The 23,418-nt window shown below is 28.7% G+C and carries 27 protein-coding genes and 1 tRNA gene; 25 read left to right on the forward strand and 3 right to left on the reverse strand.

Annotated elements, in window-relative coordinates; all coding sequences use genetic code 11:
- The first annotated feature begins 62 nt into the window (after nt 1-62).
- The 16 genes from BUB33_RS00505 to BUB33_RS00580 all read left to right on the forward strand — a co-directional run bounded on the left by BUB33_RS00505 (nt 63) and on the right by BUB33_RS00580 (nt 11,455).
- The gene (locus tag BUB33_RS00505) at nt 63-866 is read left to right on the forward strand and encodes an FMN-binding protein (RefSeq protein WP_072971603.1); all 804 of its coding nucleotides are present in this window, start codon (nt 63-65) and stop codon (nt 864-866) included.
- A gap of 57 nt (nt 867-923) precedes the next feature.
- Nucleotides 924-2,015, forward strand: coding sequence for an FAD:protein FMN transferase (locus tag BUB33_RS00510; RefSeq protein WP_072971606.1), 1,092 nt, complete (start codon nt 924-926; stop codon nt 2,013-2,015).
- A gap of 58 nt (nt 2,016-2,073) precedes the next feature.
- Nucleotides 2,074-2,370 carry a hypothetical protein gene (locus tag BUB33_RS00515; RefSeq protein WP_072971610.1) on the forward strand — a complete coding sequence of 99 codons (297 nt, stop codon included), beginning with the start codon at nt 2,074-2,076 and terminating at the stop codon, nt 2,368-2,370.
- 115 nt (nt 2,371-2,485) lie between these two features.
- Nucleotides 2,486-4,333, forward strand: a complete 1,848-nt coding sequence (locus BUB33_RS00520; RefSeq protein ID WP_200778082.1) for a TIGR03960 family B12-binding radical SAM protein — start codon at nt 2,486-2,488, stop codon at nt 4,331-4,333.
- On the forward strand, nt 4,330-5,025 hold the full coding sequence (locus BUB33_RS00525) for a TIGR03936 family radical SAM-associated protein (RefSeq protein ID WP_072971613.1): 696 nt from the start codon (nt 4,330-4,332) through the stop codon (nt 5,023-5,025). Before BUB33_RS00520 ends, BUB33_RS00525 begins: the two co-directional genes overlap by 4 nt.
- 81 nt (nt 5,026-5,106) lie before the next feature.
- Entirely contained in the window at nt 5,107-6,330 is a 1,224-nt protein-coding gene (locus BUB33_RS00530) for an Rne/Rng family ribonuclease (protein ID WP_072971616.1), read from the forward strand.
- 124 nt (nt 6,331-6,454) lie between these two features.
- Nucleotides 6,455-6,766 (forward strand): 50S ribosomal protein L21, encoded by a 312-nt coding sequence (gene rplU, locus BUB33_RS00535; RefSeq protein WP_072971621.1) that lies wholly within the window; start codon nt 6,455-6,457, stop codon nt 6,764-6,766.
- The gene (locus tag BUB33_RS00540; RefSeq protein WP_143154876.1) at nt 6,747-7,118 is read left to right on the forward strand and encodes a ribosomal-processing cysteine protease Prp; all 372 of its coding nucleotides are present in this window, start codon (nt 6,747-6,749) and stop codon (nt 7,116-7,118) included. Before rplU ends, BUB33_RS00540 begins: the two co-directional genes overlap by 20 nt.
- 3 nt (nt 7,119-7,121) lie before the next feature.
- Entirely contained in the window at nt 7,122-7,412 is a 291-nt protein-coding gene (gene rpmA / locus BUB33_RS00545) for a 50S ribosomal protein L27 (RefSeq protein WP_072971627.1), read from the forward strand.
- A 250-nt stretch (nt 7,413-7,662) separates the two neighbouring features.
- Nucleotides 7,663-8,931, forward strand: a complete 1,269-nt coding sequence (gene obgE / locus BUB33_RS00550; RefSeq protein ID WP_072971630.1) for a GTPase ObgE — start codon at nt 7,663-7,665, stop codon at nt 8,929-8,931.
- A gap of 20 nt (nt 8,932-8,951) precedes the next feature.
- On the forward strand, nt 8,952-9,131 hold the full coding sequence (locus tag BUB33_RS00555) for a hypothetical protein (protein ID WP_072971633.1): 180 nt from the start codon (nt 8,952-8,954) through the stop codon (nt 9,129-9,131).
- 17 nt (nt 9,132-9,148) lie between these two features.
- Entirely contained in the window at nt 9,149-9,442 is a 294-nt protein-coding gene (gene yhbY, locus BUB33_RS00560) for a ribosome assembly RNA-binding protein YhbY (protein ID WP_072971638.1), read from the forward strand.
- Between the two features lie 68 nt (nt 9,443-9,510).
- A complete protein-coding gene (nadD, locus tag BUB33_RS00565) occupies nt 9,511-10,125 on the forward strand; it encodes a nicotinate-nucleotide adenylyltransferase (RefSeq protein ID WP_072971641.1) in 615 nt (204 codons plus the stop codon).
- Nucleotides 10,118-10,687 carry a bis(5'-nucleosyl)-tetraphosphatase (symmetrical) YqeK gene (gene yqeK / locus BUB33_RS00570; RefSeq protein WP_072971644.1) on the forward strand — a complete coding sequence of 190 codons (570 nt, stop codon included), beginning with the start codon at nt 10,118-10,120 and terminating at the stop codon, nt 10,685-10,687. The genes nadD and yqeK overlap by 8 nt, the downstream gene beginning before the upstream one ends.
- A 25-nt stretch (nt 10,688-10,712) precedes the next feature.
- Nucleotides 10,713-11,060 (forward strand): ribosome silencing factor, encoded by a 348-nt coding sequence (gene rsfS, locus BUB33_RS00575; protein ID WP_072971647.1) that lies wholly within the window; start codon nt 10,713-10,715, stop codon nt 11,058-11,060.
- Between the two features lie 14 nt (nt 11,061-11,074).
- A complete protein-coding gene (locus tag BUB33_RS00580; protein WP_072971649.1) occupies nt 11,075-11,455 on the forward strand; it encodes a RidA family protein in 381 nt (126 codons plus the stop codon).
- 36 nt (nt 11,456-11,491) lie between these two features.
- Here BUB33_RS00580 and BUB33_RS00585 read toward each other — a convergent pair whose 3' ends face one another.
- Complete coding sequence (locus BUB33_RS00585; protein ID WP_422821942.1) at nt 11,492-12,760, reverse strand: D-alanyl-D-alanine carboxypeptidase family protein; 1,269 nt, start codon at nt 12,758-12,760, stop codon at nt 11,492-11,494.
- A gap of 135 nt (nt 12,761-12,895) precedes the next feature.
- On the opposite strand from BUB33_RS00585, the gene BUB33_RS00590 reads away from it, so the two are divergent.
- From BUB33_RS00590 to BUB33_RS00615, 6 genes are all read left to right on the forward strand, one after another.
- Nucleotides 12,896-13,507: a helix-hairpin-helix domain-containing protein gene (locus BUB33_RS00590; RefSeq protein WP_072971655.1), complete on the forward strand. Its 612-nt coding sequence runs from the start codon at nt 12,896-12,898 to the stop codon at nt 13,505-13,507.
- Between the two features lie 12 nt (nt 13,508-13,519).
- Nucleotides 13,520-14,554 (forward strand): selenide, water dikinase SelD, encoded by a 1,035-nt coding sequence (selD, locus tag BUB33_RS00595; protein WP_084725014.1) that lies wholly within the window; start codon nt 13,520-13,522, stop codon nt 14,552-14,554.
- 19 nt (nt 14,555-14,573) lie between these two features.
- Entirely contained in the window at nt 14,574-15,995 is a 1,422-nt protein-coding gene (gene selA, locus BUB33_RS00600) for an L-seryl-tRNA(Sec) selenium transferase (RefSeq protein ID WP_072971662.1), read from the forward strand.
- Between the two features lie 3 nt (nt 15,996-15,998).
- On the forward strand, nt 15,999-17,909 hold the full coding sequence (selB, locus tag BUB33_RS00605) for a selenocysteine-specific translation elongation factor (protein WP_072971665.1): 1,911 nt from the start codon (nt 15,999-16,001) through the stop codon (nt 17,907-17,909).
- 27 nt (nt 17,910-17,936) lie between these two features.
- Entirely contained in the window at nt 17,937-18,632 is a 696-nt protein-coding gene (locus BUB33_RS00610; RefSeq protein ID WP_072971668.1) for a response regulator transcription factor, read from the forward strand.
- Nucleotides 18,633-18,725: 93 nt separating this feature from the next.
- Nucleotides 18,726-18,822 (forward strand) — tRNA-Sec (locus tag BUB33_RS00615).
- A 338-nt stretch (nt 18,823-19,160) separates the two neighbouring features.
- On the opposite strand, the gene BUB33_RS00620 is transcribed toward BUB33_RS00615, so the two are convergent.
- Both BUB33_RS00620 and BUB33_RS00625 read right to left on the reverse strand, forming a co-directional pair.
- Nucleotides 19,161-19,364, reverse strand: coding sequence for a hypothetical protein (locus BUB33_RS00620; RefSeq protein WP_072971672.1), 204 nt, complete (start codon nt 19,362-19,364; stop codon nt 19,161-19,163).
- A gap of 195 nt (nt 19,365-19,559) precedes the next feature.
- Complete coding sequence (locus BUB33_RS00625; protein WP_072971675.1) at nt 19,560-19,883, reverse strand: hypothetical protein; 324 nt, start codon at nt 19,881-19,883, stop codon at nt 19,560-19,562.
- A 445-nt stretch (nt 19,884-20,328) separates the two neighbouring features.
- Between BUB33_RS00625 and BUB33_RS00630 the strand changes: the two genes are divergently transcribed.
- From BUB33_RS00630 to BUB33_RS00640, 3 genes are read left to right on the forward strand one after another with little or no spacing between them, the layout of a single operon-like run.
- A complete protein-coding gene (locus BUB33_RS00630; RefSeq protein WP_072971678.1) occupies nt 20,329-21,039 on the forward strand; it encodes a gamma-glutamyl-gamma-aminobutyrate hydrolase family protein in 711 nt (236 codons plus the stop codon).
- Between the two features lie 39 nt (nt 21,040-21,078).
- A complete protein-coding gene (alr, locus tag BUB33_RS00635) occupies nt 21,079-22,245 on the forward strand; it encodes an alanine racemase (RefSeq protein ID WP_072971681.1) in 1,167 nt (388 codons plus the stop codon).
- Between the two features lie 31 nt (nt 22,246-22,276).
- The gene (locus tag BUB33_RS00640) at nt 22,277-23,119 is read left to right on the forward strand and encodes a serine hydrolase (protein ID WP_072971684.1); all 843 of its coding nucleotides are present in this window, start codon (nt 22,277-22,279) and stop codon (nt 23,117-23,119) included.
- The last annotated feature ends 299 nt before the right edge of the window (nt 23,120-23,418 follow it).

The following is a 23,418-nucleotide window of genomic DNA, read 5'->3' on the forward strand; positions in this document are numbered from 1 at the left end:
AAGATATACTAAATGGGTATAAAACAAATGAAAAATTATATTTAATTTACGGGGGGAAAAAAATGAAAAAAAGGATCATGATTTTGATATTATCATTGGCAGTGATGGTTACTATTTTTACTGGCTGTGGGAAGAAAGAAAATGGACTACCAGTTGATGAAAGTAAATCAAATTCCAACGATACAACAGAAGTAAAGGATAATTTAGTTGATGGTATTTATTTAGTTAAAATGCCAGTTAGTGATCATGGAAATTATCCCATGGCAAAGTTAGAAGTAAAGGATGGAGAAATATTATCTTTAGATTATAATGAATATTTGGCAGATTCAGGAGAAGCTAAATCAGAATCAAATTATTCTTATGCAGAGGGTCTTGCTGTAATTAAAGATTTAAATACTCAATTTAATGATAAAAAGGATCTTGCAGCAGTAGACTTTGATGCTGTTTCGGGAGCAACTCATACAAAAGGTAGTTTTAAGGAAGTAACTCAAATTTTATTAGATAAAGCCGCTAAGGGAGAAGTATATACGGGAGTATATAAAGATGGAGTTTATGAAGCTAAAGGAAAGGAACCTAGCCACGGTTGGTTATCAGAAGTAAAAGTAAGAGTTCAAGATGGACAAATAGTAGGTATTAATTATGCAGAAGTGGCAGTAGAAGATTCAGATGGAGTTAAAAAAGGCGACATAAAATCAACTGATAACTACTCTTATGCAGTCCCATTTGAGGTAATTCCTGCAGTTCAAAAATTAATTATTGATAATAATGGAACAGAAAATCTTAATCTTGATGGAATTACAGGAGCAACAAATACAAGGAATACTATTATAGAACTAGTAGATGAAGCATTAAGCTTAGCAAAATAAGAAAAGTAAAACCCTAACTTTTAGTTAGGGTTTTTTCAAGTGATATGGAGTGATGAAATGAAAAAGATAAAGGATATTAGATTAATTTTAATTTTAATTTTAATAGTAAGTGCTACTGGATGCAGATATAAACATGAATCAAAGAACACAAAACTTCCAGAGTCTAATTTAATACCTAAGATAGAGCCTATATCTAGGACAGAATTTCTTATGAATACAGTAATGACCATTAAAATATATGATAATAATGATGAAAGTATTTTAGATAAGGCATTTTTAAGATTAAAAGAGATAGAAAATAGAATGAGTGCTACATTAAATGGCAGTGATGTAAATAAAATAAATGAAAATGCAGGAATAAAACCTGTTACAATCAATGAAGATACTTATTTTGTATTAAATAGGGCAAAATATTATGCGGAGATTTCAGAGGGGGCTTGTGATCCTACTATTGGACCTTTGGTAAATTTGTGGAATATTTCATCTGGAGAGAAAAATAGAACATCTATACCAAATATTGAAGAAATAGAAGAAAAGAAATCCTATGTTAACTATAAGGATTTAGAATTATTGGATAATAATCAGGTGTTTTTAAAAGAAAAAAACATGAAGATAGATTTAGGTAGTATAGTAAAGGGCTATGCTGCTGATGAAGTAAGCAGGATATTAAGGGAAAATGGAGTAAAGTCAGCCATAATTGATTTGGGTGGTAATATTTTTACTCATGGAGAAAAGCAAGATGCCTCCTACTGGAATATTGGAATACAAGATCCATTTAAAATTACAGGAAACTATTTAGGAATACTTAAAGCAAAAAACAACTCAATAGTTACCTCTGGTGATTATGAAAGATTTTTTGAATATAATGGAAAAAAATATCATCATATTTTGGACACTAAAACAGGATATCCTACAGAAAATGAACTTTCAGGGGTATGTATTATTTCCAACAAATCAATAGATGGTGATGCTTTGTCTACAGCGTTATTTGTATTGGGTCTGGATAATGGAATAGAATTAGTAAATTCATTGGAAGATATAGAAGCTATATTTATTACAAAAGATAAATCAATTTATATAACTAAAAATTTAAAAGATAAATTTACTTTAGGAAAAGAAAATACATCTTTTACTATAAAAGAATATTAATTTGGTATAAAATCTACCTTAAATAAATAAAATAATATTAATTGAGGTAGGTGATTATATGGATAGGGGAAAATATAAATTAAATAAGAATTTTCTTAAAAATAATAAATATTATAATAAACTAGTAAATAGGATTATTTTTGTTTTAGTTATTTTATTAATTATTTTAGTAATAAAGATGATGGACAATAAGACATCCAATAGCATTATTAAAATTATTGAAAGAAATATATATTATGATTTTAGTATGGAAAAAGATGGGAAAAAGGTAAAAGATTATTTAGTAAAGGTAGTAGATAGTTCTAAAGGAACTTTGGAAGGATTGGTAGAACAATTTAGTAAAGATATAAATTAAATTAGAACCTCGGGAAAACTACCCGAGGTTCTAATTTAATAAGAAAATTTCCCTACTAATATCAATAGAAAAGTGATAAGATAATATCTATAGTATTAATGAAAGGTGGAAACAAATGATAAATAAGAAAATTCTAGATAGGGTTCTAAAGAAAGTTGAAAAACCTGCTAGATATATAGGAATGGAGCAAAATTCAGTAATAAAAGATTTAAATAAAGTAAAGGTGAAGTTTGCCTTTTCTTTTCCAGATATATATGATGTAGGAATGTCACATTTAGGGCTACATATTTTATATAATTTAATAAATGAAGAAGAAGATTTTGCTTGTGAAAGAGTATTTGCACCTTGGACAGATATGGAAGAAGAAATGAGAAAGGAAGGGCTTCCCCTTTTTACTTTGGAAAACAAAGAAGAAGTAAGAAATTTTGATTTCTTAGGATTTACATTGCAGTATGAGATGAGTTATACCAATATATTAAATATTTTAGATTTATCTAAAATTCCATTACTTACAAAAAATAGAAATGATGATGACCCGATTGTTATGGCAGGAGGACCCTGTGCTTATAATCCAGAACCTATAGCAGAATTTATAGATTTTTTCGTAATAGGTGAAGGAGAAGAAGTAACATTAGAAATTCTTAAACTATATAAAGAACATAAGGAAAAAGAGTGGAATAGGGAAAAATTTTTAAGAGAAGTGGCTAAATTAGAAGGAATATATGTACCAAAGTTTTATGATATAATATACAATGATGATGGAACTATTAAAGAGATGGTAAGGTTAGATGAAATGGTTCCAAAGGTAATAAATAAGAGAATGATAAAAGATTTAGATTCTATGTTTGCACCTGAGAAAATGATTGTACCATTTATTGAAACAGTCCATGATAGAGTTGTTATGGAAATTTTCAGAGGTTGTACCCGGGGATGTAGATTTTGTCAAGCAGGTATGATTTATAGACCTATAAGAGAAAAGTCAGTTGATAAAATAGTAGATTTAGCAGAAAAATTAGTTGAAAGTACTGGATATGAAAATGTATCTTTATCATCCCTTAGCTCTTGTGATTATTCTGAATTATATACACTGATATCAAAATTAATGGATAATTTTGAGCAGAAAAAAGTAGGAGTATCTTTACCATCTTTAAGATTAGATTCTTTTATTATAGATATATTAAAAGAAATTGAAAAAGTTAGAAAGTCAGGACTAACCTTTGCTCCTGAAGCTGGTAGTCAAAGGCTTAGAGATGTAATAAACAAAGGAATAACTGAAGATGATTTGGTAAATACGATTTCTTATGTGTTTAAAGAAGGATGGTCTACTGTTAAACTTTATTTTATGATTGGATTACCTACGGAAACTGATGAAGATGTGCTAGGTATAAAAGAATTGGCATATAAAGTTAAAGATATTTTTTTTGATATGCCAAAGGAAGAGAGAAAAGGAAATTTAAAAGTAACAGCTTCAGCATCTTGTTTTGTACCAAAACCCTTTACACCTTTTCAGTGGATTGGACAAGATTCTATGGAGGAATTTTATAGAAAAATATATCTAGTTAAAAATAGCATAAAGGATAATAAAGTCACATTTAATTATCATGATCCAAAACTAAGTTTCTTAGAAGCAGTAATTGCTCGTGGTGATAGGAGGATATCAAAACTCATATTAAGAGCATGGGAAAAAGGGTGTAAATTTGATGGCTGGTCCGAGCATTTCAAGTATGAAACTTGGACTGAAGCTATGAATGAAGTAGGTATAGACAGTAATTTCTATGCCCTGAGAAATAGAGAATTAGATGAAGTCTTACCTTGGGATTTTATAAATCCAGGAGTATCAAAAGAATATTTGATTAGAGAATATAAAAAATCTTTAGAAGAACAGACAACAGATGATTGCAGATTACAATGCAGAGGTTGTGGAATAAAGGGATGTACGATGACTGGTGGTGTAAACAAATGATTTTAAGAGTTGTATTTAACAAAAAAAACTATTTAAAATATATTGGACATCTAGACTTAATGAGATTATTTCATAGATCCTTTAACAGAGCTGGTGTTCCAATAAAATATTCAGAAGGATTTAATCCTCATCCAAAGTTTTCAATAGCAAGTCCACTATCTCTTGGAATAGAATCTGAAGAAGAATATATGGATATAGATATTGAGTATGTCCCAGTAGACGAATTTATACAAAAAGTTAATAAGGTCTTACCTAAAGATATTCAGATAATAAGAGGTTTGTATCTTGAGAAAGAAGAAGCTGTAGCTTCACTAATAGCTTGGGCTTTTTATGAAATAGATTTTGAAATAGAAGATATTAAAGAAAAGATAAATATAGAAAGTATATTGAATAAATGGTTATCTCAAGATGAAATAATGATTACAAAATTAAAGAAAAAAGGTAAGAAAAAAATCGAAAAGGAAGAGAATATTAAAAAGTTTATTGGAAATATAGTTTTTAAAGAGATTATAGATAAAAGTATAAAAATAGATGCTTTATTGAAGTCTGGAAATAATGGAAATTTAAAACCTATGGATTTTATGGAAACTTTAAATAGAGATACTTGTCTTAATATAGACATGGACTCTATAAACATAAAAAGGTTAGGTTTATATGCAGAAAAGGATAATAATATATATAAGCCATTATAATACGATGAAAAATATAGGCGATGGTTTCTAATTTGTGTAAAAACTATCAATAAAATCTTGTTATAAGATGGGAGAATTGTGATGAATTATATTTTTATTGATTCTTTAAATGGAGTTAATAGGGTTGGAATTGTAGAGAATAATAGACTTGTAGAATTTCATTTAGAAGAGCAAGAAAAAAGAATAGTTGGAAATATATATAGGGGCAGAGTAGCCAATGTATTACAAGGAATGGAAGCAGCTTTTGTAGATATTGGTGAATCTAAAAATGCTTATTTATATGTTAAGGAAGCTTTGCCAAAAGATGTTTTATATAATGGTAGAATATATAAGATATCTGAAATAATTAAATCTGGTCAAGAAGTAATAGTACAGGTAATAAAAGAAGCTTCTGGCAATAAGGGAGCGAAATTAACGACTCATATTGAAATGCCAGGTAGGTATCTAGTATTTACTCCTTTTTCTAATAAAATAAATATTTCTAAAAAGATTAAAAGTTCTTCCAAAATGGAAAACTTAAAGGACATAGGTAAAAGGATTATGAAAGATCATATGGGACTTATATTTAGAACAGCTTCAGAAGGAGTTGAAGAATCTGTTTTAAAAGAGGAATATGATATTTTATATAATATATATTCTAAAATTGAAAAAGAAAGAAATTTTTTACCATGTCCGAAACTTCTCTATAAGGAACCTAGCTTAGCATATCAAATAATAAGGGATAATTATAATGAATCTATAGAGAAGATTATAGTAAATAATAAGGAAATATATGATAATTTAATTTTAACTGAGAATCTTTATCCTTTTAAGTTTTCAGATAAAATAGAGCTAGATACTGAGTTTTCAATATCCTATAATACTGATATTCAATTAGACTTAAAAGTTGCATTACAGAGAGAGGTATCACTTAAATCTGGAGGTTATATAGTTATAGATGAAACAGAAGCCCTTACAGTAGTAGATGTTAACACTGGAAAATTTGTTGGTACTAGTTCTCTAGGTGATACAGTGTTAAAAACCAATATAGAAGCAGCTGAAGAAATAGCAAGACAAATTCGGCTTAGGGATATTGGAGGTATTATAATAGTAGATTTTATAGATATGAGAGATAAAGATGATGTTTCAGCAGTTTTATCTATATTTAAAAAGCAGTTACAAAAAGATAAGATAAAGACAAATATTATAGATATTACAAAACTTGGTCTTGTTGAATTAACGAGAAAAAAAATAAGAAGACCTTTAGCAGCAGACTTTTATAAAAAATGTCCAATTTGTGAAGGGCGGGGGAATATTATAGAGTAAAATTAGCTATTGACAATAATGTAGATATTTGTTAGAATATTTGGGTGTAGAGCCGCTCAATCTGGGTTTAAGTCCTAATGGCACCCTGTATTGGCGAGACTGGGTTAGAGGAGGTGCAATCATAATGTACGCTGTAATAGAAACTGGTGGTAAACAATATAGAGTTCAACAAGGTGATGTTGTTTTCGTAGAGAAAATAGATGCAGAAGAAGGCACAAATGTAAATTTTGATAAAGTTCTTTTAGTGTCAAAAGAAGGAGATATAGTTGCTGGGAAACCTTATGTTGATGGTGCTAAAGTTGAAGCTGTTGTTTTAGAACAAGGAAAGGCTAAGAAAATCGTTGTTTTCAAATATAAAGCTAAGAAGAACTATAGAAAGAAACAAGGACATCGTCAACCATTTACTAAAGTAAGAATTGAAAATATTGTTGGCTAATATCATGATAGTAGCTAAAATATATAGGGATAAAAATAATTATATTAAAAAATATACCATAGAGGGACATTCAGATTATGATTCCTATGGTAAAGATATAGTATGTGCTGCTATATCAGTACTTTCTCAGACTACATTGTTATCCTTAGTAGAAGTTTGTGGATTAGAGGAAAATAATATTAAGTATTCCATAGATGAAGAAACCGGATTTCTTGATGTAGAATTACCTAAGAATATAGAAAAGTTTAAATTAGATAGAACACAAATCCTATTAGAATCATTAGTAGTAGGAATTAATTCAGTGATAGAAAGTTACCCAGAGTATGTAGCACTCAAGAATGGGGAGGTGTAATTGATGATTAAATTGAATTTACAATTATTTGCTTCTAAAAAAGGAGTAGGTAGCTCCAGAAATGGTAGAGATAGTGAAGCTAAAAGATTAGGCGTTAAAAGAGGTGATGGACAATTCGTTTTAGCTGGAAATATTTTAGTTAGACAAAGAGGCACTAAAATACACCCTGGAAACAATGTAGGTAAAGGTGGAGATGATACTTTATTTGCAACAGTTGATGGTGTAGTTAGATTTGAAAGAAAAGGTAAAGATAAAAAACAAGTTAGTGTTTATCCTGCAGAGGAGTTAGCGTAAAATTTAAGCTTGCCATTAATGGTAAGCTTAAATTTTTTTCTAAATCAATAGGTATTTGTATTTGGTATGAAAATTACTTATTGTGTAAAGTATAGTATAAATTTTTTTATATCTAGACAAAATAAATAAGAAAATCATTAGTGTTATCTGAAAAAGTTAATATATTAATTGACAGACTAAATAAAATTGATATAATAAATTTATCGGATTTCTAAATATAGGAAAAGTAATTGGTAAGGATGATGAGATTATGTTTATAGATGTGGCAAAGATACATGTCAAAGCAGGTAAGGGTGGAGATGGAATTGTAGCTTGGAGACGGGAAAAATATGAGCCTGCTGGAGGACCTTATGGAGGAGATGGAGGAAACGGAGGAAGTATAATTCTAAAAGCAGATGAAGGAATTAGAACTTTAATGGACTTTAGATATAAGCGTTCATATATTGGTCAAAATGGGGAAGATGGAAGGACTAAAAAACAATTTGGAAAAGCAGGAGAAGATATTGTATTAAAGGTACCCGTTGGAACTTTAGTTAAAGATGGTAATACAGAAGGGGTAATAGTAGATTTAAAGGAAAAAGATCAAACTTTTGTTATAGCTAGAGGTGGAAGAGGTGGAAGGGGAAATGCTAAATTTGCAACTGCTACACGTCAGGCACCTGGATTTGCTGAGCCTGGTACAAAAGGTCAAGAAAGGGATATAATATTAGAATTAAAGCTTCTTGCAGATGTAGGACTTATAGGGTTTCCCAATGTGGGGAAGTCAACTATACTTTCAATTGTTTCAGCAGCTAAACCTAAAATTGCAAACTATCATTTTACAACTTTAAAACCAAATTTGGGAGTAGTTAGAATAGGTGAAGAAAAATCTTTTGTTATAGCGGATATTCCAGGATTGATTGAAGGAGCACATCAAGGTGCAGGACTAGGACATGATTTTTTAAGACATATTGAAAGAACCAGAGTACTGGTACATGTATTAGATGTATCTGGTAGTGAAGATAGAGATCCTATAGATGACTTTTATAAGATTAATGATGAGTTAAGTCAATATAATATAAAATTAGTTGATAAGCCACAGATAATAGTGGCAAATAAGATGGATATACTAGGAGCAGAGGAAGGACTTGAGAAGATTAAAAAAGAATTTGAGCCAGAAGGTTATAAGATATATCCAATTTCCGCCGCAACATTAGAGGGTATAGATGAGCTTAAATATGCTATGTGGGATTTACTTTCCAATACGGAAATTAGTTATGATACATTTGATGAGGAATTTATGCATGAAGAAGAAAGTGATGATGCAATAATTGTTAGGAAAGAAAATGATAAATTTATTGTAGAAGGAACTTTTATTGAAAGACTTTTAGGCTCAACTTATTTTGATGACGTAGACTCTTTAAGATATTTCCAAGATATGCTTAGGAAAAAAGGAGTAATAGATAAACTTAAAGAATTGGGAATACAAGAATATGAATCCGTATTTATTTGTGGATATGAATTTGAATTTTTTGATTAAATGGAGGTAAAGGAAGTAAAATGGACTGCTTAAGTTGTGGAAACTGTAAGGAAAATCAACCAACATATTATTGTTTAATGAAAGATGAAGTAGTGATAAATGAAAATTATATACCAGGAGAAAAACTAAGAACAGGTTGGAAGAAGGGGAATACAGACTACGAAAAGCATAGAAGACAAAGGAAAGAAATAGAAGTTTAAATTAGAGGAGTGGAATAGTGTTAACAGGAAAACAAAGATCGTATTTAAAGAGTATTGCAAATACTATGGAACCAATATTTCAAGTAGGTAAAAATGGAATAACTGAAAATTTTATTAAGCAAGTAGACGATGCCTTAGAAGCAAGAGAGTTAATAAAAATAAAAGTATTAAATAATAGTTTATTAGATGCAACTGAAGTTGCTAATCAAATATCGGAAGAAATAGATGCAGAATTTGTACAAAGTATTGGTAATAAATTTGTTTTATATAAGGAATCAAAAGAAAATAAAAAAATTGAATTGCCAAATTAAAGGAATTATAAACTTCAGAATCTTATATATTTCTGAAGTTTAATTCTTGTTAGTTACGGAGGAAACCTATGAAAATTGGAGTAATGGGAGGTACTTTTGACCCTATACACAATGGACATTTAATAGGGGCAGAATATGTTAGAACTTCCCTAAATTTAGATAAATTAATTTTCATACCATCAGGTAATCATCCCTTTAAAAATAATAAAAATATTAGTGAACCAAATAAAAGGATGGATATGATTTCATTAGCTATAAGCTCAAATAAATATTTTGAACTATCACCTATAGAAATTAATAGAATGGGTATTACTTATACCATTGATACTATAATGGAATTAAGGAGAGAGTATAGAGAAGATGAAATATATTTTATAATAGGTTCCGATATTCTTTTCGAATTAGAAAAATGGAAAGGTTTTGAGGAACTTATTAGTTTGTGTAAATTTATATTACTCTATAGATCTGGGCAAGAAGATAGTATAAATAAAAAAATTAAAGATTTAAAAATATCTTATAATATTAAGATTGAAAAAGTTAAATCACCCCTTATTGAAATTTCTTCTACAGAAATCAGGAATAGGATAAAAAATAGATTAAGTATAAAATATCTTGTACCAGAATCCGTTGAAGAATATATTTTTAAATATAATTTATATAATGGAGAGAACCTGCATGAATAAATCTTTAAAGAATAAATTAATAAAAGATATTGGGGAGAAAAGATATGATCATTCAGTGAGAGTAATGGAAGTAGCACTTGAATTAGCTGAAATATATAATGCTGATATAGAAAAAGTTAAGATTGCTGCAATATTACATGACTGTGCTAAGATAATAGATGATACATATTTGTTGAAAATGGCGTCTGACTTTGATATAATTTTAGATGATTGTATGAAATATAATCATGAACTCATACATGGACCTCTTGGTGCTAGAATAGCTAAAGAAGAATATGGAATAGAAGATAATCAAATATTAAATGCTATTTATTATCATACTACAGGTAAAGAGAATATGAATATATTAGAAAAGATAATTTATATAGCTGATTATATAGAGCCATATAGAAACTTTCAAGGGGTCGAAGAAGTAAGAAAGTTAGTTGCTAAAGATTTAGATAAAGCCATATTATTGGCTATGGAAAATACTATAACTTTTTTAATTGAAAAGAATAAACTAATTCACCCTGATACTATAAAAGCAAGAAACCATCTAATAATTCAGTTAAATAAAAGATAAAAAATAAAATTTAGGGGGTAAATTTATGCTAGATTTAGAAAATAAATTATCCATCATTACTAAAGCTTGTGAAGACAAAAAAGGAATAGATATTAAATTGTTAAATATATCAAAACTAACTTCTATTGCAGATTATTTTGTCATTGTAAGTGGAAACTCATCAACACAGGTAATGGCAATAGCTGATGAGGTAGAAAGTAAGATGATTGAAGCAGGAGAGTTAGAATTTTCAAAAGAAGGGTATCAAAGTGGCAGATGGATACTCTTAGATTTTAATGATGTAATAGTTCATGTATTTCATAAAGAAGAAAGAGAATTCTATAACCTTGAAAGACTATGGTCTGATGAAGGGGAAAGAAATAATCTAAACTAAAGGAGGAAAATATAATGACATCAAGATTTTTATCAACAGAAAAAGCACCAGCAGCAGTAGGACCTTATTCACAAGGAGTGAAGGCTGAAAATATAATTTTTACATCTGGTCAATTACCAATAGATCCAGCAACTGGAGAGTTATCAAAAGGTGATATACAAAAAGAAACAAGATTATGCTTAGAAAATGTAAAGGCAGTTTTGGAAGCAGCTCATGGAAGTATAGAGCATTTAGTTAAAGTTACAGTTTTTGTAACAGATATAAATGACTTTTCTAAAATCAATGAAGTTTATGCAGAATTTTTTGGAGACCATAAACCTGCTAGATCATTAATACAAGTAGCAGCATTGCCTAAGGGTGCAGATATTGAAATCGAAGGTATTGCAGTAATATAAATAAAAACCTAGTTCAAATTTGAACTAGGTTTTTATTTATATTTTATATATGCTTGCTCTTCTTCTTTTTATTCTTCTTCTCTTTTTATTTAGAGATATTATTCTTCCAATTATAACAAAAACAGGTAAAATTATATACCATTTACTTAAAGTTTTTTTAAAGAGGCTAGGATTTGGTTGGGCTTCTATATCCATAGTGGAAATAATATCTGTTTCAGAAACAACCTTCCCATCCAAAACATATTCAATTTTACCAATTACTTCTCCCTTTGATATGGGTGCTTCTAAACTATCGACTATGAGTTTTTCTTGTATTTTATCCTTTTGACCCTTCCTAATTAAAAAGCTAGAATCAGTCTTAGTAACTCCAGGTACAAAAGGTATAACGCCATTACTTACTTTGAAATTATCAATAAATTTATTGGAAAAACCAAATTTTACATTCTCGAAATTTGAAATTCCATAATTTAATAATTTATGAATATCAGAATAAATATTTTTTCCATTAGCTTTTAACACTACAGCTATGAGTCTATGCCCATCTTTTTCTAAAGATATAACTAAACATTGCTGTGCAGCAACTGTATATCCTGATTTTACACCATTTACTCCATCATATTTGATAGGTACAATTTTTCCGTCTACATCAATTTTTTCATTACTATATAAAAGTTTATTAGCTGATTTTAAGTATCTAGGTTCAGATTTTTTATTTGTTACAGGAATAATATAAGTGTAATTTTTAACTATAGATCTAAATTTTTCATTTTGCATTGCATATCTAGCAATTAACGCTAAGTCATATGCTGTTGTTTTATGATCTTCATTAGGTAGTCCATTTGGATTAACAAAATTAGTATTTACTGCACCTATTGATTTTGCTTTTTCATTCATAAGTTTGCTAAACTCTTCTATACTTCCTGAAATATGCTTTGCTATAGCACAAGCTGCATCATTGGCAGATTCTATTAATAAAGCATTTAATAATTGTTCTAAGGACATTTTTTCTCCAGGTTCTAAGGCTATATGACTACCACTAGTTAGATTAACAACTTCTTCATCAATGGTAACTATATCTTCCATATTACCATTTTCAATAGCAAGTATAGCAGTAATAATTTTAGTAGTGCTAGCTGGATAAAGTTGAGAATGGGAATTTTTCTCATATAAAATCTCTGATGTATCCATATCAATTAAAATAGCCCCTTCTCCAGATAGAGTTAAGTCCTCCCCATATGAAAAAGAATATGTATTAAATAGAAATATAAAAATAAATAAAGCTAAAACTTTTTTCAAACTATCCACCACCTTATCTTCATAATAAGATTATACCAGAAAAAGAATAAATAATTAAGTATAAATATTTTTTAAAAAAAGAAGGAAAAATAAAAAGTAAATCGAATATTAACAAATAATAATATATTTAGGGGGTATATAAATATGGATTCCTTTACAAAGAAAGAACAAATAGGTATACTATTAATAGTTTTTATAATTATTATTACCTTAGGTTTCAAATTTTTCATGAAGGATATAATTAAACCAAAAGATGATATCATGGAAATTACCAGTTTTGAAGAGACAATAAATCTAGAAGAAGATAGGGTAAGTGATAATGAAAATAAAATTATTATGGTTCATATAAGTGGACAGGTTTACAACCCAGGAATAGTAGAGCTAGAAATAGGTGATAGAGTAATAGATGCAGTAAAATTAGCTGGGGGATTGAAAAAAGATGCTGATATAGATAAAATAAATTTAGCAAAGAAGTTAGAAGATGAAGAAAAAGTACATATACCTAAAATTGGAGAAGAATTAACCAGTGATATAATTCATAGTAATGATTTTAAAGAAAAGTCTCTTAAAACAAATATAAATACTTGTGCTAAAGAAGAATTAGTATCTTTGCCGGGTATAGGGGATGTTATTGCAGATAGAATAATTGAATATAGAAAAGGAAATACATTTAAAAGTATTGAAGATATTAAAAATGTTTCAGGTATAGGTGATAAAAAATTTGAGGGTATAAAAGAATTAATAACAGTAAAATAAAGAGGTGTAGTTATGGAAAAAAAATTAACTCAATTAACAAAAAGCTCTGGTTGAGCGGCTAAAATCGGTCCCGATATATTGGCACAAGTTTTGTGCCATTTACCAAAAACATATGATGATAATTTATTAGTAGGGCTAGATACATCAGATGATGCAGCTGTATACAAAATAAATGATGAGTTGGCAATGATTCAGACTTTAGACTTTTTTACTCCAGTAGTAGATGATCCATATACATTTGGACAAATAGCGGCAACAAATTCCTTATCGGATGTTTATGCTATGGGTGGAGAACCAAAATTAGCTATGAATATAGTGTGTTTTCCAAATTGTTTAAGTCCTGATATATTAGGAGAGATATTAAGGGGTGGATATGATAAGGTAAAGGAAGCAGGAGCTATTACAGTAGGAGGTCATACTGTAGAAGATGATGAGCCAAAGTATGGGTTATCAGTTGCTGGTTTTGTACATCCAGAAAAGGTACTTACAAATAGTAATGCTAAACCAGGAGATGTTCTTATATTAACTAAACCTTTAGGGTTAGGGATAATAAATACAGCTATAAAAGGCGAAATTGCAGATAAATCTACTTATGAGGAAGCAGTCATGGTAATGTCTACCTTAAATAAGTATGCAAAGGAAGCTATGGAGCGTGTAGGAGGTGCAAATAGCCTTACAGATATAACAGGCTTTGGCTTATTGGGTCATGCCTTAGAAATGGCTCAGGGTAGTTCTGTAACCATAAAGATAAAACATAAAAATATTCCAGTAGTTTCTAATGCATTGGAATATGCCCAAATGGGATTAGTACCTGCAGGTGCATATGCAAATAGAACTTATACAGGGGATAATGTGTATATTAATGAATATGTAGAAAAGGATATAGAAGATATATTATTTGATCCTCAGACATCAGGAGGGCTTTTGATATCTATTCCAAAAGAAAAGCAAAATGAGCTATTAGAAGAATTGAAATCAACACCTACTAAATATGCAGTAATAGGAGAAGTATGTGAAAAAGAAAAGTATTATGTCATAGTAGAATAGAGAATAAGGAAGGGATTATATGACGGAAAAAAATCTGTTTACTTTAATACCTAAAGTAGATGAAATACTAGATAAGGCTACTATAAAAGAGTTGTTAGAATATATACCAAGGAAAACCGTATTAGATAGTATAAGGACAGAAATAGAAAAAATTAGAGATGAAATTAAAGGGAAAAAATATTCAGAAGAAGATATAGTAAAAGCAATAGAATCTATTGATTTGAAAATAAGACATAGGGCAGAAGAAAAAAATGCATATAAATTAAAAAGAGTAGTAAATGGCACTGGTGTAGTAATTCATACTAATCTGGGAAGATCATTGATTAATGAAAAGATTATGGACAATGTTAAAGAAATAGCTATTAACTATTCAAACTTAGAATATGATTTGGAAACAGGTGCAAGGGGCTCTAGATATAGCCACTTAGAAGAAATAATATCTGAGATAACAGGTGGAGAAGCAGCTATGGTTGTTAACAATAATGCAGCTGCAGTAATGCTTGTGTTAAGTACTATTGCTAGGAATAAGGAAGTAATAGTGTCACGTGGTGAATTAGTTGAAATTGGTGGTTCTTTTAGGATACCAGATGTAATGGAGCAAAGCGGTGCATCTTTAGTATCAGTTGGTACAACAAATAAAACTCATTTATGGGATTTTGAAAATGCTATAAATGAAAATACAGGGGCTTTACTTAAAGTTCATACTAGTAATTATAGAATATTAGGGTTTACATCAAATGTTGATTCACAAGAACTATTTTTATTAAAGGAAAAATATAAACTACCTCTTATAGAGGATTTAGGCAGTGGAGTACTTATAGATTTATCTAAATATGGAATAGAGTATGAACCAACAGTTCAAGAATCTCTAAAAAAAGGAGTGGATATAGTTACTTTTAGTGGAGATAAGCTTTTAGGAGGGCCGCAGGTAGGTGTTATAGTGGGAAAAAAAGAATACATCCAAGCTATGAAAAGGAATCCATTGACCAGGGCATTTAGGGTAGATAAATTTACAATATCAGCTCTTGAAGCAACCTTAAGATATTATCTTGATGAATCAGTGGCCATTGAAGAAATTCCTACTTTAGCTATGTTAGCTATGAACTTAGAAGAAATAGATACAAAGGCTGTTGAGCTTAAATCAAGAATAAATAGAAAGATTTCTGATAATAAAATAGAAATACAAATAGAAGATAATTTTTCGGAAGTTGGAGGGGGTTCTCTACCTTTAGAAAAATTACCTACAAAATGCATAGTATTAACTTTAGATGGTTTAAGTACCCAAGAATTTGAAAATAATTTGAGAAAGTTTCATATACCAATTATTACTAGGGTATATAGAGATAGAGTATATCTAGATTTAAGGACTATTAAAGAAGAAGAGTTTGATATTATTGCAGAAGGGATTAATTTTGCTTTAAATAAGGTTAAAGGAGTTTAATAAATGAAACATGTAATTATAGGAACAGCAGGTCATATAGACCATGGTAAAACAACTTTAATTAGAGCTATTACTGGAAGAAATACAGATAGACTAAAGGAAGAACAAGAAAGAGGAATATCTATTGAATTAGGTTTTACTTACTTTGACTTGCCATCAGGACAAAGAGCAGGAATAATAGATGTACCAGGACATGAAAAATTCATTAAAAATATGCTTGCTGGTGTTATAGGTATAGATATTGTTTTATTAGTAGTATCAGCAGATGAAGGTATAATGCCCCAAACTATGGAGCATTTATATATTTTAGATTTATTAGGGATAAAAAAGGGATTCGTTGTTCTTACAAAATCTGATTTGGTAGATAGTGAGTGGATTGATATGGTGGAGGAAGAAGTAAGAGAAGAAATAAAGGGAACATTTCTTGAAAATAGTCCTATAGTAAGGGCATCTGCTACTACTAAGATGGGTATTGAAGAAATAATACATCTTATTGATGAAAGGGCAGAAGAATTGGAAGAAAGAAATACAGGTGATATGCCTAGGCTTCCGGTGGATAGGGTGTTTTCAATATCGGGCTTCGGCACTGTAGTAACTGGGACTTTATTATCTGGACAATTAAAGGTAGGAGATGAGGTTGAGATATTTCCTAGCAACAAGAAAGCTAGAATAAGGACGTTACAGGTTCATGATCAAGATGCTACTATTGCATATGGTGGACAGAGAGTAGCTGTTAACTTAGCAGGATTAAAAAAAGAAGATGTTGAAAGAGGAGATACAATTGCTCCAATTAATTCTATGAGTGACAGTATGATGGTTGATGTAAAGGTTAAATTGCTTAAAAATATAGATAGATATATAGAGAATAGAACTAGACTAAGACTATATATAGGCACAAAGGAAGTTTTATGTCGTATTGTATTACTTGATAAAGAAGAAATAGGGCCTGGAGAAGAAGCTTATGCACAACTTAGGCTAGAAGAAGAAATAGTATCTAAAAGAGGAGATAAATTTATAATTAGATTCTATTCTCCTATGTTTACAATAGGTGGAGGGGAAATATTAGAGCCGAATCCAAAGAAGAAAAAAAGATTTGATGATAAAGCAATAAAAGAATTGGAGATTAAAGAAATGGGTTCAGCAACTGATATTATTGAAAATATAATTGAAGAAAAATCTAAAGAATTTCCAACTACTAAAGAAATAGCAATTTTTACTGCAATGTTAGAAGAAAACTTAAAAATTGAGATAAATAAGCTGATAGAAGATAAAAGAGTAATATCCTTTCCGCTGACTAAAGATTTGCACATAATTCATGTAAATTATTTTAATAAGCTCAAGAACCAAATATTAGAAGAACTTAATAAATTTCATTCTAAATATCCTTTGAGGGCAGGTATGCCAAAGGAGGAAATTCGTAGTAGATTTTTAAGTAATGCAAAACCAAAGGTGGCAGAAGCATTTATAGAATTGTTAGTTGAAAATGATTATTTGAAACAAAGGTTTGAGAATATTTCTATAAAAGAATTTGAAATAAAATTTAATCATGACCAATTAAAGATTAGTAAAGAAATTTTGAAGAAATTTAATGAAACTCCTTTTCAACCACCGAGAAAAGAAGATTTAGCAACCCTTATTCATGGAAATAAGGAAGAATTGGATGAAATTTTTCTTTCTCTATTGAATAAAGGAGATATTATAAAATTAAATGAAGAAGTATATATCTCTAAAGAAGCATATGACTTAAGCTTAGATAAGTTAAAGGAACATTTTGAAAATAAAACTTCAATATCAATAGGTGAATATAGAGATATGTTAAATACTAATAGAAAGATAGCCCTTGCCATTCTTGAACACTTTGACCAAGTTAAAATAACAAAGAGAGATAATGATATTAGAATTTTAAACAAATGACAAATGCACAAGTACAGGGGTGAAAGAATGGAGAAAAAGATATTAATATTAGACAGTGATAAATCCTTTGTAAAGGGACTAAAATATAGTCTTGAACAAGACGGATATATTATAGATATGATTTTTAATGGCAAAGACATTTTGGAAAAACTTAAAATAAATAATTATGATCTTATATTACTTGATTTAATATTACCAGATTCTAATGGCTTGAATGTTTGTCAAGCCATTAGAAATGTTTCTCAAGTTCCAATTATAGTAATAACTGAAAAGGATGAGGATATTAATAAAATTTTAGCTCTAGAATATGGTGCAGATGATTATATTGTTAAACCTTTTAATATTTTAGAATTAAAGGCAAGAATTAAGGCAATATTAAGAAGAGTAGATTATAAAGCAATGGAATTTAATAATCAAGTAATAAAAATACAGGATTTTACCATTAATACTGTAGGTAGAAAGGTAATTATAAAGGATAGAAATGTAAATTTAACTGGGAAAGAATTTGATTTATTTTTTATTCTTATATCAAATCCTAATAAGGTTTTTAGAAGAGAAGAGTTATTGGAGTTAGTATGGGGATATGCATATTATGGTGATCTAAGGACAGTAGATGTTCATATAAGACGAATTAGGGAAAAGATTGAGAAAGACTCATCAGAAGCAGAGTATATTATGACCAAATGGGGAGTAGGCTATTATTTTAATGGTTCTAAATTATAAGTAAATTACATTTTTGTAGAATTACAGACGATTTTTCTTGACAGAATTTGTCGATGTGATATACTATAATAGTTGTCAAATTGCATATATCTTGGGGGTAGATGAGTCCTGGTGGGCTCTCTGGTCTTCAAAACCAGCGCGAGGGGTTAGGAACTTCTTGGGTGGGTTCGATTCCCACATACTCCCGCCATAGTAAACTAGCGACTTTTGTCGCTTTATTTGTTTTTTGTTCTATTTTACAACTCTTGTAGATGCACGAGAATCGTCTAAGCCAATCAGAAATAGTTTTCTTTGATATGAATCCACCATTAATTCCTGTGAATATGAAATTATTTTTTACTTCTAATCTCTGCTTTTTTAGAGCTTCAATTTCCAAATGTTTATCTAGCAGCTGTTTTAGTTCTTCTGAATAATATTCTACTATAAAAATAACCTCCTTTTTTAAACTTATGTTCTTTATTAATTTATATAAAAGAGCCAGTTAAGGCTCTAGTATTATAAAAATATTAAGAAATTTAGATGTAAAAGCTATTCCATATCGTAATCATCATCAGTTGTTTTTTTGAATATTTTAACATTCTTTAATACATAAATTAGAAATACTCCTACTAATAAAGCTAATATTTGCAAAACCAGTAACCCATAATCTTTACTAATAATGCTAGTAATTCCTGCTATAAGAGAAATTACTATAATAAAGTATCCAAAAAACTTTGCTATCTTCTCTAACATAATTTTCCTCCTCCTATTTATTTTTTCTCAAGCTTTAATTTAATTAATTCTTATGTAGACTCCTATCTAAAACTTGTTCGAATCCTAATTCATGGCAACATATATATTTCTTTTCATCATAATTATCTATATTATTATTTAATTATATTATTTCTCCTTCCATTATTCCTTGAAAAAAGCCTAATATATTACTGCCTAAATTTGTTTGTTTATTGTACTATATACTATGCTAAATAAAATAGCCATAAAAAATAAAATTATATATAAATAAACTTTTTGTTTGTCTATTAAATAATTAATAATAAAAACACTAATTAAACCTAGGCTTACTGCTAAAAATATTTTTATTGTTAAAGATATATTCTTATCTTTAAGGCACATTGGCAATATAAGTAATGTTATAGCATATACCAAAAAATTAATGGATAGTTTTGCATTAACACCAATAGCAATAAACATAATAGTAATTAGAAAAAGTGTAATCAAAGGTTTAATGATATTTACGGATTTGTTATACATAATAAAAACCCCTTCTTTATTCATATTCTTTATTTATAATATTTTATCATATTGTAGTGAGAATATCTAATTTCTTTATTAATTCCTTATTCTCACAGTATGGTTTAAATCCTATGAATATTGTACTTTCACATACTCCCCAATAGTAAACTAGTAACTTTGATCGCTTTTTTGGTTTGTTTATGAAACTACATTTATATTACAAATAATATTCATAAAATAGTGCGAAAACTAGGAAGTTTTCCTAAAAACAGGAACAAAAGAGTTGGTTTATTTTATAGTAGTAAATAAATTATATAATTAATAAGATTACATATACTTTGAATTATTGCCAAATCAAGTTAATGTGATATAATTTACAATATCAAAGAACAAACAATATTTTTTATGGCATAAATTTTGCTTATATTAAATTTTATAATAATATTAATTAGGGGGGAAGATATTGAAACCAATTATCGGAATAACAACATTTGAGTCAGAACAGAAAGGCTTTCATACTGTTAACAGTTATTATATCAATTCAATATTTGATGCAGGTGGAATACCAATAAATATACCAATTATTTATGATGAAGAAGATTATGACTATTATTTAAATTTAGTAGATGGTATTCTTTTTACTGGAGGATTGGATATTTCACCTTTATCTTATGATGAAAATCCTTTAAGAGAGGTAAACGATATATCTGCCATAAGGGATAAATATGAGTTTGGATTATTTATAAAAGCATATGAAAGAAAACTACCTATATTGGGAATTTGTAGAGGACATCAATTGGCGAATATTGCTTTAGGAGGTAGTCTATATCAAGATATAGGTGTACAAATACCAAATACATTAGGTCATAGTCCAATTGGAATCTCAAAGGATGAATTATATCATTCAATAGATATTAAGAAGGATAGTAAATTATATAGTATATTTGAAACAGAAAGAATATTTGTAAATTCCAATCATCATCAGGCAATAAAGAAACTAGGAAATAATTTATCTATTTCTGCTTTTTCTGAGGATAAAATAATAGAGGCTATAGAGGCAACAGATGAAAGATTTTTAATAGGGGTACAATTTCACCCAGAATGTTTAGCAAAACGCTATTCTCAATTTTTAAATTTATTTAAGGCATTTATATTAGCTGCGAAATCTAAATAGAAATATGAAAAGTAATATAATTAAATTAGGAGGGATATTATGCTTAAGAACTGCACTGACTCATTAATGCGAAATACATGGGTAGAGATAGATCTCTCTAATTTAGAATATAATTTATCTCAAGCAAGAAAAATGTTAAAATCAAAGACAAAAATAGCTGGAGTTGTAAAGGCAAATGCATATGGACATGGTTCCATACATATAGCAAAAGCCCTTATTGAAAATGGAATAGATATGTTGGCAGTAGCCTGTCTTACGGAGGCAATTGAACTTAGGAAATACTATTCAGATATTCCCATATTGATAATGGGGTACACTCCTAGTGATAAATTGAAATTTGCTGTTCAAAATAATATAACCATTACAATTTTTAGTTTAGAGCAAGCTATAATATTATCTGATATAGGAGAAATGTTAAATAAAGAAGTTACAATTCATATAAAAATAGAAACAGGGTTTAATAGACTTGGATTAAAAATTGATTCTAATATTATAAGTATAATAGAAAAGATATACAATTTAAAAAATATAAGATTGGAAGGTATGTTTACACATTTTGCACTAAAGACAAAAGAAACTGATAAAATACAATATGAATTATTAATGAATGTAATTCATAAACTTGAAGCCAAGGGAATTTATATACCTATTAAACATATCTGTGATAGTATAGGTATGGTAATTTATCCTGAGTATCATCTTGATATGATAAGATTAGGTTCTCTTATGTATGGTGTACAAACATCATCCAAGAAAGAAGGAAGTTTAAGATCAGTAATGACCTTTAAAACTGAGATATCCCAGGTTAAAGAAATACAAGCGGGAGAAGGAGTAGGATATGATTACTCTTTTGTTGCCAAGAAAAAAACTATAGTTGGAACATTACCAGTAGGATATGCAGATGAATATATGAGAGCTCTTACTGGTAAAGGAGAAGTAAACATAAATGGTAAAAGAGCTCCTATAATTGGCAAGATATGCATGGATCAATGTATGATAGATTTAACCAATATACCCTATGCTAAAGTAGGAGATGAAGTTATTTTATTAGGAGGAAATTCTAAAGATGGAATAACCTTAGATGAAGTTGCTGAAAAAATAAATACTAATAGAAATGAAGTTCTTAGTGTTATTAGTAGAAGAGTTCCAAGAGTATATATAAAAAAATCAAAACCAATATGTATTGTAGATTATTTATTAGATTAAATATATTTGAATATATAATAAGGAGGTAGCCATGGATAAGTTGTCATTAGAGTCAAGAATCAATGCAGAAGTTTATAATTTTAGTGGGAAAATGGGAATTTATTTAAATGACTTTAAAGGAAATATAATAGAGATTAATTCTGACACTAAATTTGAAACGGCTAGCACAATTAAAGTTTTTGTATTAGCAGAATTATATAGACAAATACATGAAAAGAAAATTAATGCTAATAAAATTTTAAAATATGAAAAAGAAAATTATGTGGTTGGAAGTGGAATATTAAGAGATTTAGACTATGGAGTAGAGATGACGGCTAAGAGTTTTGCAACACTTATGATTGTGATTAGTGATAATATTGCTACCAATATTTTAATAGATTTACTTGGAATAGATAATATAAATAACACCTGTGTAGATTTAGGTCTTAAAGATACAATACTTCATAACAAAATAGATTTTGAAAAATATAGTAAATTAGGAACCACTACTCCAAGAGATTATGGAAAATTTTTTGAATTACTATATAAGAAAGAATTGTGGAGTAAGGAAATTTCTGAGGAAATGATAGAGATATTTAAAAATCAACATTATAATACTATTCTAACAAGAGACTTACCTCAGTATTTCTTGGATTCGGAAAATACTGGTGATGAGGAATTAGTTTCTATTGCTTCAAAGAGTGGCAGTATGAATGAATGTAGAAATGATGGAGGGATTGTATATACACCTTATGGTGGATATGTTATATCTTTATTTACCAAAGATTTTGTTGATAATTTGTATTATAATGACCATGAATCTTATAGATTTGGTGGAAAGGTAAGTAGACTAATATTTGATCAATATCTATCATTAAAAGGGAGTTTTAAATAAAGTAAAGTTCTAAATAAAATCTGATTAATAGAAATGACCTCTTTATTAATGGAATTATTTATAAAACCATATATAAAGAGGTTTTTTATGTAAATAATAGTGAAATGTTTTTGATAAGCTGGGATAACTAATTAGTAGTATATTAGAATATAAATATTAAAGACAAGATTTATATTATAAAGACAGCATTCTATGTTACTTTTTTATCAAATAAATATAAATGGGGTAAATTGGAAATTAAATAGGTAATAATTTTGCCTGAAAAATAATTGAATTTATCTAAATATGAAAATATTGCC

The organism is Tissierella praeacuta DSM 18095, assembly GCF_900128955.1.
GTDB classification, from domain to species: Bacteria; Bacillota; Clostridia; order Tissierellales; family Tissierellaceae; genus Tissierella; species Tissierella praeacuta.

Excerpts from the sequence above, each read along its gene's own strand:
- BUB33_RS00505 (WP_072971603.1), top strand. The coding sequence starts at position 63 with ATGAAAAAAAGGATCATGATTTTGATATTATCATTGGCAGTGATGGTT.
- BUB33_RS00510 (WP_072971606.1), top strand. The coding sequence starts at position 924 with ATGAAAAAGATAAAGGATATTAGATTAATTTTAATTTTAATTTTAATA.
- BUB33_RS00515 (WP_072971610.1), top strand. The coding sequence starts at position 2,074 with ATGGATAGGGGAAAATATAAATTAAATAAGAATTTTCTTAAAAATAAT.
- BUB33_RS00520 (WP_200778082.1), top strand. The coding sequence starts at position 2,486 with ATGATAAATAAGAAAATTCTAGATAGGGTTCTAAAGAAAGTTGAAAAA.
- BUB33_RS00525 (WP_072971613.1), top strand. The coding sequence starts at position 4,330 with ATGATTTTAAGAGTTGTATTTAACAAAAAAAACTATTTAAAATATATT.
- BUB33_RS00530 (WP_072971616.1), top strand. The coding sequence starts at position 5,107 with ATGAATTATATTTTTATTGATTCTTTAAATGGAGTTAATAGGGTTGGA.
- rplU (WP_072971621.1), top strand. The coding sequence starts at position 6,455 with ATGTACGCTGTAATAGAAACTGGTGGTAAACAATATAGAGTTCAACAA.
- rpmA (WP_072971627.1), top strand. The coding sequence starts at position 7,122 with ATGATTAAATTGAATTTACAATTATTTGCTTCTAAAAAAGGAGTAGGT.
- obgE (WP_072971630.1), top strand. The coding sequence starts at position 7,663 with ATGTTTATAGATGTGGCAAAGATACATGTCAAAGCAGGTAAGGGTGGA.
- BUB33_RS00555 (WP_072971633.1), top strand. The coding sequence starts at position 8,952 with ATGGACTGCTTAAGTTGTGGAAACTGTAAGGAAAATCAACCAACATAT.
- nadD (WP_072971641.1), top strand. The coding sequence starts at position 9,511 with ATGAAAATTGGAGTAATGGGAGGTACTTTTGACCCTATACACAATGGA.
- yqeK (WP_072971644.1), top strand. The coding sequence starts at position 10,118 with ATGAATAAATCTTTAAAGAATAAATTAATAAAAGATATTGGGGAGAAA.
- rsfS (WP_072971647.1), top strand. The coding sequence starts at position 10,713 with ATGCTAGATTTAGAAAATAAATTATCCATCATTACTAAAGCTTGTGAA.
- BUB33_RS00580 (WP_072971649.1), top strand. The coding sequence starts at position 11,075 with ATGACATCAAGATTTTTATCAACAGAAAAAGCACCAGCAGCAGTAGGA.
- BUB33_RS00590 (WP_072971655.1), top strand. The coding sequence starts at position 12,896 with ATGGATTCCTTTACAAAGAAAGAACAAATAGGTATACTATTAATAGTT.
- selA (WP_072971662.1), top strand. The coding sequence starts at position 14,574 with ATGACGGAAAAAAATCTGTTTACTTTAATACCTAAAGTAGATGAAATA.
- selB (WP_072971665.1), top strand. The coding sequence starts at position 15,999 with ATGAAACATGTAATTATAGGAACAGCAGGTCATATAGACCATGGTAAA.
- BUB33_RS00610 (WP_072971668.1), top strand. The coding sequence starts at position 17,937 with ATGGAGAAAAAGATATTAATATTAGACAGTGATAAATCCTTTGTAAAG.
- BUB33_RS00620 (WP_072971672.1), bottom strand. The coding sequence starts at position 19,364 with ATGTTAGAGAAGATAGCAAAGTTTTTTGGATACTTTATTATAGTAATT.
- BUB33_RS00625 (WP_072971675.1), bottom strand. The coding sequence starts at position 19,883 with ATGTATAACAAATCCGTAAATATCATTAAACCTTTGATTACACTTTTT.
- alr (WP_072971681.1), top strand. The coding sequence starts at position 21,079 with ATGCTTAAGAACTGCACTGACTCATTAATGCGAAATACATGGGTAGAG.
- BUB33_RS00640 (WP_072971684.1), top strand. The coding sequence starts at position 22,277 with ATGGATAAGTTGTCATTAGAGTCAAGAATCAATGCAGAAGTTTATAAT.